Annotated in this window: 4 protein-coding genes; 2 read left to right on the plus strand and 2 right to left on the minus strand. The window is 52.3% G+C overall.

What is annotated here, in order from left to right:
* Window positions 1-201, plus strand: a 201-nt coding sequence (locus IEX16_RS19755; RefSeq protein WP_188710278.1) for an IS3 family transposase, incomplete at its 5' end; no start/stop codon positions are given.
* A gap of 135 nt (window positions 202-336) precedes the next feature.
* Here the strand turns inward: IEX16_RS19755 and IEX16_RS19760 are convergent.
* Window positions 337-939 (minus strand): hypothetical protein, encoded by a 603-nt coding sequence (locus tag IEX16_RS19760; protein WP_188710279.1) that lies wholly within the window; start codon window positions 937-939, stop codon window positions 337-339.
* A gap of 7 nt (window positions 940-946) precedes the next feature.
* Window positions 947-1,660, minus strand: coding sequence for a hypothetical protein (locus IEX16_RS19765; RefSeq protein ID WP_188710280.1), 714 nt, complete (start codon window positions 1,658-1,660; stop codon window positions 947-949).
* A gap of 116 nt (window positions 1,661-1,776) precedes the next feature.
* On the opposite strand from IEX16_RS19765, the gene IEX16_RS19770 reads away from it, so the two are divergent.
* Entirely contained in the window at window positions 1,777-2,295 is a 519-nt protein-coding gene (locus tag IEX16_RS19770) for a helix-turn-helix domain-containing protein (protein ID WP_188710281.1), read from the plus strand.
* The last annotated feature ends 54 nt before the right edge of the window (window positions 2,296-2,349 follow it).

Here is a 2,349-nt window from a genome sequence, read left to right on the forward strand (position 1 = left end):
ATCAACGGCCTGTACAAGACCGAATTAATTCACCGCAGGGCGCCCTGGAAGACCAAGGAATCGCTGGAACTGGCCACGCTGGAATGGGTGTCATGGTTTAACCACCATCGACTGCTTGAGCCTATCGGATACATTCCCCCTGCCGAAGCTGAAGAAAATTACTATCGGCAATTAGCCAGTCAGGCCGTTATGTCGGTCTGACTTAACCCAACGGGCCTCCACTGAACCCGGGGCGATTCATGACCGCGCTGGTGGAGAAAGGCGCCGACGGTCGCGCACACCCACCTTCTAGCGCTCTGCCGCATGGCGGCAGCTGGCTGAAGCTCAGAAAGCCGTTCACCGCCGCGTAAAAACTAACTGCGCGGACGCCAATAATTTGCGCAATCGTTTGACGAAATTTATGTTTTTTGAATTGGGCGCCGCAGGAATGAAGATGCGAATGGCCTCAGTGCTGGCGACTGCAGAGCATTGCCCGACAGGAACCCAGCCCCGGTTTATTTTCGCCTCGCGCATCCATCCTGTTGAGCTGATGCCTACTTGAATGCTTAGCATGGAGCGTAAAATAATCACCAGCATCATTCCGACGAAAATTCGAGCATCTGGCCAGTCGTAGTAGGAAGCGAACAGCGCACCTATCGGTATGCCTGCAAATGGCAGAGCCACAAGAAAAACGGCTTTTTTCCACCCATAACGATAGATCAATACCGGAACCCACACATAGAAAAACCCTGCATAAAACAGAGCAGGGCGCAATTGAAATGACTGTTCGGACAGGAGCGCTGACCATTTCCCTTTCCGTTGAAAAACTTCATAAGAAGAGAGCCCGTCCAGACGAATTCGAGGCGGATCAAGCCTAAAAAGGCTGCGAATCCACAAAAATATACCAACCAATATCAGGGTTAAGACGACCTGAATGAGGACAAAAGCAAGTGCCGCCATGTTCCTGCTAGCGCAAGGTCGGCGGTTCTAGCTTGTCGGCAACTTCAGTCATCGGAAGTTCGCAGCTCACGCCAAGTTTTTCACGCCGCAATTTATTTGCAATGAAGTCATGTGCGTCGGCTGCACCCTGTTTGGCCTTTGATGACACTGTCTCGTAGGTGTCGACGACGGTGTCCTTAATGGCTTTGGTCACGTCGCTCAGGCTATTGCCAAAAGCGCTGGCAGCCTCGGTGATGAACCGCTTAACTTCCGTTAAATTTTCTGAGCTAAGCAGGTCTTTAGTCCTTACCAAAACAAAACTAATGATCGCCTTAATCAGTTCTGCACCGATACTGAACGCCTCCATCAACCTGCTCAAGATCGCATTCTTCGCGTCGTCGTCCAACGCTTGCCAACCATAGTAAATCGCCCCAATGGCACCGCAGGTCATGGCAATCGGATTGATGAGCACGGCAGCGCTCGCCACTGCCCCGACAGCTGCTAAAGGATTTCCCAGAATCAGCTGCCCTACAGCAAGAATGATTACCGACGTAACGTACCCAATACCAAACCCATACTTGGCACCTTCAATCACACTGGCAGTCCGTGACACCGTAGAGTTTTCGGACTGTTTCATCTTCTCTAGCAACTGATCGAGACCCTGATCAATGCTACGAACAAAACCATATAAAGCGCTGATCGCGGCAACGATGGGATTGGTAGCGCTTGGGATTGCGTTCATTTTTTTATCCTTTTGACACGTTTGAAGTCGTAAGAGTAACGTATGAGTCCGGGCAACACTGAATCGCCCCGGGTTTGAACTGACCCCTAGAAGTTGGACAAACTTCAAAGGGTTTCATGGAAAAGTACAAAACAGAGTTCAAGCTCAAAGTCGTAAAGAGCTTTTTGGCCGGTGACGGCGGGGCGAAGTTGCTGGCGCGTCGTTGGATAGTGCCCGAGGAAAAAATTCGTACCTGGGTGAACCACTACCGCCTGCACGGCATAGACGGTTTGCTTCCTAAACGCAGCACGTACAGTGCGCAATTTAAACTGCAGGTTCTGTCCCATCAGGACCGTGAACAGCTTTCGAGCCGTCAAGTGGCGGCGGTCTATGACGTCCGTAATCCCAACCAGGTGGTGGTCTGGCGACGCAATTTCGATGAAGGCGGCGTGGAGGCTTTCTCGAAGGGGGATCAAAGGCGCACCAATATGAAGTCAGAACGACGCAGCCCGGCGCCGCCAAGCACCGTTATCACCGATTCGGCGCAGGCACTGCGTGAAGAGAACGAGCAACTGCGCGCGGAGGTGGCGTACTTAAAAAAATTGCAAGCCTTAATCCGGGCGAAGAGATCAGCTGCGCCGACAAAGCGCGTCTGATCGCCGGGTTAAGGCGTCACCATAAACTGGCGGACCTGCTGCAGGTAGCAGGCC

Source organism: Polaromonas eurypsychrophila (assembly GCF_014641715.1).
In the GTDB taxonomy this organism is placed as follows: Bacteria; Pseudomonadota; Gammaproteobacteria; order Burkholderiales; family Burkholderiaceae_C; genus Polaromonas; species Polaromonas eurypsychrophila.